At 50.5% G+C, this 5667-nt stretch carries 5 protein-coding genes; 2 read left to right on the top strand and 3 right to left on the bottom strand.

The window, feature by feature from the left end:
* The first annotated feature begins 115 nt into the window (after positions 1 to 115).
* Entirely contained in the window at positions 116 to 718 is a 603-nt protein-coding gene (locus LKK83_RS15275; protein WP_324632066.1) for a DUF4126 domain-containing protein, read from the top strand.
* Positions 719 to 812: 94 nt separating this feature from the next.
* Here LKK83_RS15275 and hemH read toward each other — a convergent pair whose 3' ends face one another.
* Entirely contained in the window at positions 813 to 1976 is a 1164-nt protein-coding gene (gene hemH / locus LKK83_RS15270; protein WP_324632067.1) for a ferrochelatase, read from the bottom strand.
* A gap of 109 nt (positions 1977 to 2085) precedes the next feature.
* Here hemH and LKK83_RS15265 point away from each other — a divergent pair, with 109 nt between their 5' ends.
* Positions 2086 to 2715 carry a class I SAM-dependent methyltransferase gene (locus LKK83_RS15265; RefSeq protein WP_324632065.1) on the top strand — a complete coding sequence of 210 codons (630 nt, stop codon included), beginning with the start codon at positions 2086 to 2088 and terminating at the stop codon, positions 2713 to 2715.
* Between the two features lie 104 nt (positions 2716 to 2819).
* Here LKK83_RS15265 and LKK83_RS15260 read toward each other — a convergent pair whose 3' ends face one another.
* Together LKK83_RS15260 and LKK83_RS15255 are read right to left on the bottom strand one after the other, a co-directional pair.
* Positions 2820 to 4670 carry an adenylate/guanylate cyclase domain-containing protein gene (locus tag LKK83_RS15260; RefSeq protein WP_324632064.1) on the bottom strand — a complete coding sequence of 617 codons (1851 nt, stop codon included), beginning with the start codon at positions 4668 to 4670 and terminating at the stop codon, positions 2820 to 2822.
* 305 nt (positions 4671 to 4975) lie between these two features.
* Positions 4976 to 5545, bottom strand: coding sequence for a Uma2 family endonuclease (locus LKK83_RS15255; protein WP_324632063.1), 570 nt, complete (start codon positions 5543 to 5545; stop codon positions 4976 to 4978).
* Positions 5546 to 5667: the final 122 nt, after the last annotated feature.

Genomic DNA, 5667 nt, shown 5'->3' with positions numbered 1-5667 from the left:
GCTTCAATTGAAGCCCTGTTGGGCTGCTGTTTGTGTAAGGGGACGGATTCCTCCCCGTGCATGAATGACAGGGGTTTTCATCCGTCCCCTTACCAACCCTAATTTTCGATGAACGATGATTGAACTGCTTGCCGCGCTATCGGCGTCGGCGGCGGGGGGAATGAGAATTGCCCTGCCCCTTCTGCTCATTGGTTTATTGCAAAGCGACCAACTGTGGTCTCGCGTACCCCTGTTGTCTCGCTTGTCCCCCCAGGTGGCGATCGCGATTCTCGTCAGTTGGTCGTTATTTGAATTATTTGCCTCAAAACAAGTCTGGGGACAGCGACTCCTACAAAACGTCCAGCTTGTTTTCAGTCCCGTTGTCGGGGCAATCATGGGAATGGCGATCGCCCAAGCCAGTTTTGGCCAGGACAATGCCGCCCCTTCCTTTCTCGTGGCGATTATTGGCATTGTCGGCGGGTTATTAGCCCTGGTCCTGCAACTGGTGCAAGTGGGATGGTTCTACCGCCTGGGCAGATTGCCCCTGTGGGCGATCGTTGCCCAAGATGCCTTATGCATTTTCCTGGTGTTGTTTGCCTTCGATGCACCCACCGAAGGCGGCATCATTGCTTTACTTCTTCTCTGGTTGGCTATTCGCACCTCCCAGGAATGGTATCGCTGGTATGTAGAGCAAGGTACTCGCCGCCATCCCCGGGAAAGCAAACAAGATCCAGATTGAGTGACGCGACGACAATGCAGTGGCACTGCCAAATGATTTGCACCCGCGACGAGTAGAGTGAGCAATGCCCACCCTACCTCTCATCCCTTCTAAGCTAAAGTAATCCCACGAAGTGCAACGGTCCGTGGCCGGTAATCAGTTCTATTATTAATGCCATAAACCCAATCATTGCCAGACGTCCGTTCCAGACTTCGGCGGCGGTGGTCATTCCCCACTCCCAGCGTTCTTGCGGATACATTTTGAATTTCTTCGCCGGATGAACCACTTGGTCGAAGGTGACACTGGGCTGGTCGATCGCTTCGACGACTAAATCGGCTAAGTCGTCAATAAACACCGGATGGGTGTTCAGGGCCGGCACCCGATGGAAATTCTCGATTCCTGCTTCTTCTGCCAGTTCTCGATATTCCATGTCAATTTCTTGCAGGGTCTCGATATGTTCGGAGACGAAGCTAATCGGAACCACCAGCAAGTCTTTCACTCCCGACTCGGCGAGGGAGATAATCGCATCTTCCGTATAGGGTTTGAGCCATTCCACCGGTCCGACTCGACTTTGGTAGGCGAGGGTGTGGTCATTCGGTCGATTGAGGGTTCGCATAATCAGTTCGGTACATTCCTCAATCTCGCGCTGGTAAGGATCGCCGGCTTCTTCCACGTAGCTGAGGGGGACGCCGTGGGCGCTGAAGAAGATATGAACCGCGTCGGGATTCTCGAACTCGTCGAGTTGCTGGGCGATCAGTTCCGCCATCGCCTGGAGGTATCCCCGGTGTTTGTACCAGGAGGGGATAACGGTATAGTCAAGCTGCTGCACCGATGGGTCTTCTTGCCAAATTTTCTCGAGCAGTCTGAAGCTCGATCCGCTGGTACTGATGGAAAACTGCGGGTATAGCGGCAGAATCACCAGCTTTTCAATTCGATCGCGCTTGATTCGGGCGATCGCTTCTTCGGTAAAGGGATGCCAATAGCGCATTCCAATATAAATTTGCGCCTCTTGGCCCTTTTGCTTTAACTGCTCTTGCAGGGCGATCGCCTGCTCTTCTGTAATCCGCCGCAACGGCGATCCTCCGCCTATTTCGCGGTAATTTTCCTCGGATTTTTGGGTCCGCAGGCTCGAAATCCACCATGCTAGGGGTTTTTGCAACCACGGAAATGGCAGGCGAATAATTTCGGGATCTGAAAACAAGTTGAACAGAAAGGGTCGGACGTCTTCGATTTGCTCCGGTCCCCCTAAATTAAGTAATAATACCCCTACACGGCCCATAGCTATCACAGTTTCCCTTTACTCTTCAGTTTCGTTACTTATTTTAACAATCATATCGTTGATTAAGTCACCTTTAAACTCAGATTGAGATCTCTATCGGGAGGAAATATTGGCAACGATTCTCAGAGACTTGAGTTACCGCTATCAGTGGCTCTACGATACCATTTCCCGCATCGCCGCCCTCAGTGTCGGCGGCGAATCCCGCTTCCGTCAGTTAGCCCTCGAAGGTGTCTCCCTCACGCCAGAAACCAAGGTTCTGGATCTGTGCTGCGGTAGCGCTCAGGCAACGGAATACCTGGTCCGCTATTCTTCTGAAGTTACGGGGTTGGATGCTTCGCCGCGATCGCTCCAGCGCGCTCGCCAAAATGTCCCCGACGCATCCTACGTGCAAGCTTTCGCCGAAAATATGCCCCTGCCTAAGGATGAATTCGATCTGGTCCATACCAGTGTCGCCATGCACGAAATGGACCGCGAGCAATTGCGCGATATCCTCGCCGAAGTTTACCGCGTCCTCAAACCCAGCGGTACCTTTACGATGGTGGATTTTCATCGTCCCACCAATCCCTTATTGTGGCCGGGTTTGAGCCTCTTTCTCTGGCTGTTTGAAACCGAAACCGCTTGGCAATTACTCGCCACTGATTTACCTCAACTGTTGGCTGAAGTCGGATTTCAGGTTGACAAACCGCGACTCTATGCCGGTGGCTCCCTCCAGGTGCTTCAAGCTCAAAAACCTCGGTAACGGCAATTGGCAATCTGTAACGGGCATTGCCTCTGCGATCGCTCTGCCCTAGGCAATGCCCACCCTACGGGAAGCACAACCACAAACAATGCTATTTGTCAAGCCTATTTTTGTATCGAATTGTAAAGAGAATTGAGCCGATCTCGGACGTCCGGAGGTTGCGCGGTAAAACGGATGTAAAAACACCCATTTTCCCCGGAAATTTCGAGCACCTTAGCATAGATATCTTCGCTGGACTTTAACAACCCATAGTAAGACGAAATTAAATTAAGCTTTATATTGCTCAATGCCGACGGAATCGCCCCCTGTGCATCTGTCTGCGCTTGAATTGCTGCCCCTTTTTCCGAAAGCTGAATTAAACTTCCGTGGAAATAATTTTCCCCCACCTGCTTGCCTTCTAACAGGGCGTAGTGGATGGGTAGCGGTTCCGGAAGCGGATAAAAATTTTCCGCTTCTTGGGGTAAAGATAAGTTATAAGGTTCGCCAATTCCGCCCACTTGATAAATGGTAATTTCCCTTTTTACCCCTTTGGGCTTTACTTTCTTTTCTTCATCAATTCTTAAGCGGGCTTTCACTTCATTTAAAGTAGATTCTGAAATAAAAACTTGACTGCCTGTGGTATAAGATTCAATGCGAAATGTTAAATTCATGTGACTGCCGACTACACCGTATTTGGTACGTTTTTCCGAGCCGATATTGCCCACTACCACTTCTCCCGTGTTCATACCAATTCCCATTTCTAAAGGCAACCAACCGAATTCTTTTATTTTATCGTTAACTGCTTTCATTTGTAACTGCATGGCTAGGGCGCAGGCAACCGCTCTATCGGCATCGTTTCCTCTGACGGTGGGCGCGCCAAAAAACACCAAAATCCCATCGCCCATAAATTCGTTAATGGTGCCTTCGTACTGAGTAATGATGTCCGCCATGTGTTTCAGGTAAAAGTTGAGGATTTCTACCACTTCTTCTGGGGAAAGCCGTTCCGATAAAGCGGTGAATCCGCGCAAGTCTGAGGTGAGAATGGTAATTTTGCGCCGATCGCCCCCCAGTTTGAGCGCTGATGGCGAGTCGAGCAAATTCGCCACCACTTCATCGCTCAAGTAGCGGCCAAAAACCTGCCGAATCAGTTGGTTTCTTTTTTCTAAATCCTGGTTGGCGAGGGCTAACTCAGAGGTGCGTTCTTTGACACGCCGTTCTAATACTGTGGCAGTTTGACGCAAGCGATTGATGACCACGGTTAAACCGGAAAGGGCTAAAACAGATAATCCGCCAAGCATCAAAAAGGTGCTTTGCAAGCCGGTTTGCGTTTGGGCGATAAAGGGATTTAAGGGCTGATAAATTTCCAGAATTCCGCGCACGTCGCCGACTTTCCAATCGGTTTTGGGACTGGCGGGGTGAGTGTTGTGGCACTCGACGCAACTGGGCTGCATGATATCGGCTTGGGCATAGCGGAAAAATTGCCGATCGCCAAGGGTTTCGATGCGATAAAACGAGCGATCGGGATGTTGTCTTAAATAGCTGAGGGATTCGCGCTGGAAATTATCTCGCGCGCCGCCAGTTTCCCTGCGCCAAGGAAAGGGATAATCGCTAAACAGATGCGCCGACATTCCACCACGATCGTCGCTAATTTTGTGCCCGAGTTCCAGGAGAAAGGTGGCTGGGAGGGGCATGGCACCTTCTTGGGTGGCGTAGTCGTGGGTGACGCGAATTCCGGGAATGTTTTCGATGCGATTGACGGCTTGGGAACTGTAGAGGGTGCGCGCTTCTTTCATGGTTTGGGCGATCGCCGCCGCATTCTGTAGTGCTTGGGAGGCAATCAGGTGCGACGACAAACGGGACATATTCGACAATGCCACACCGACTCCAATGCAAAACAATAGAGTCAGAATGAGCAAGGTCTGTCGGTAAAGTACCGATTGCAACCCATTCCAAGTTCGAGCAATGAACTGGCGCATATTATTCTCGGATTTTTAAAGTTTTGATGAGAAAGACGAGCCGGGGTGCGTGGAACTCTACATCCACTCATTACATTACGGTAACATACCCCAAAAACTCTCTGAGTCCTCTCCACCACAGGTCTTCAGACTGGCTCCACATCCGGCGATCGCTCTCGGCTATTTATCATACTTCAGCCATTTTGTCAATAAAAATTCTCGGGGGATGTGGGGGGCAACTCTGTGAGATAAGAATTTTTGCTCTAAAACCCGCCTTGTCGCCGCGATCGCCGCGTCGGTCAATTTCCCACCCCCACTCGAAGGGTTCACAGCGATCGCTCAGCCAACAACACCCCATCATAAATCTCTGCCATTGTCAGGGTGACTGGCACCGAATCCAAACGCAATTTATCCTTTGCGTGCAACTGCTCTTCGGTCCAATTCCCTTGTGCATTTTTCCGCAACACTTCAATCCCTACCTTGTCCTGATGCACTAACAGGTATTCCCGCAAACTGGGCAATTTTTGGTATGCCCGGAACTTTTCTTGTCGGTCAGTGGCCACTGTATCCGAGGAGAGCACTTCGATAATTAAAATGGGCCGCGTTTTAAAGTCGCGATCGCTATCCGTGGGGTCGCAAACTACCATCACATCGGGATAATAAGCCACATCTGCAGCTTCTACCCACAGAATCATTTCTCCCATAAAAACTTCCCAGTCTCCCTCGCGCAACCGCTCTTGCAATCCACTGCTGAGATTAACCGCGATCGCGTCATGTTCCGGCGATAAATTCCCCATTTCAAACAACTCGCCGGCGATGTATTCATGGCGTACTGCCCTGCTTCGTTCCAGTTGCAAATATTCGCGAAAAGTCAAACTTGTTTGTTCCTCGTCCATTGGCTTGCTGGGGTAAAATTCTCGATCGCTATTTTACCCTTGGTGGAACCCACAATTTGGCGGCGCAATATTGACAGAGGAGGAAAGCCTGTGTTATGATAATTGGTAACGAAGCTCGATGG

The sequence above is a fragment of the Phormidium sp. CCY1219 genome (assembly GCF_035615515.1).
GTDB lineage: Bacteria > Cyanobacteriota > Cyanobacteriia > Cyanobacteriales > Laspinemataceae > CCY1219.
This window is presented reverse-complemented; position numbering and strand designations above follow the sequence as displayed.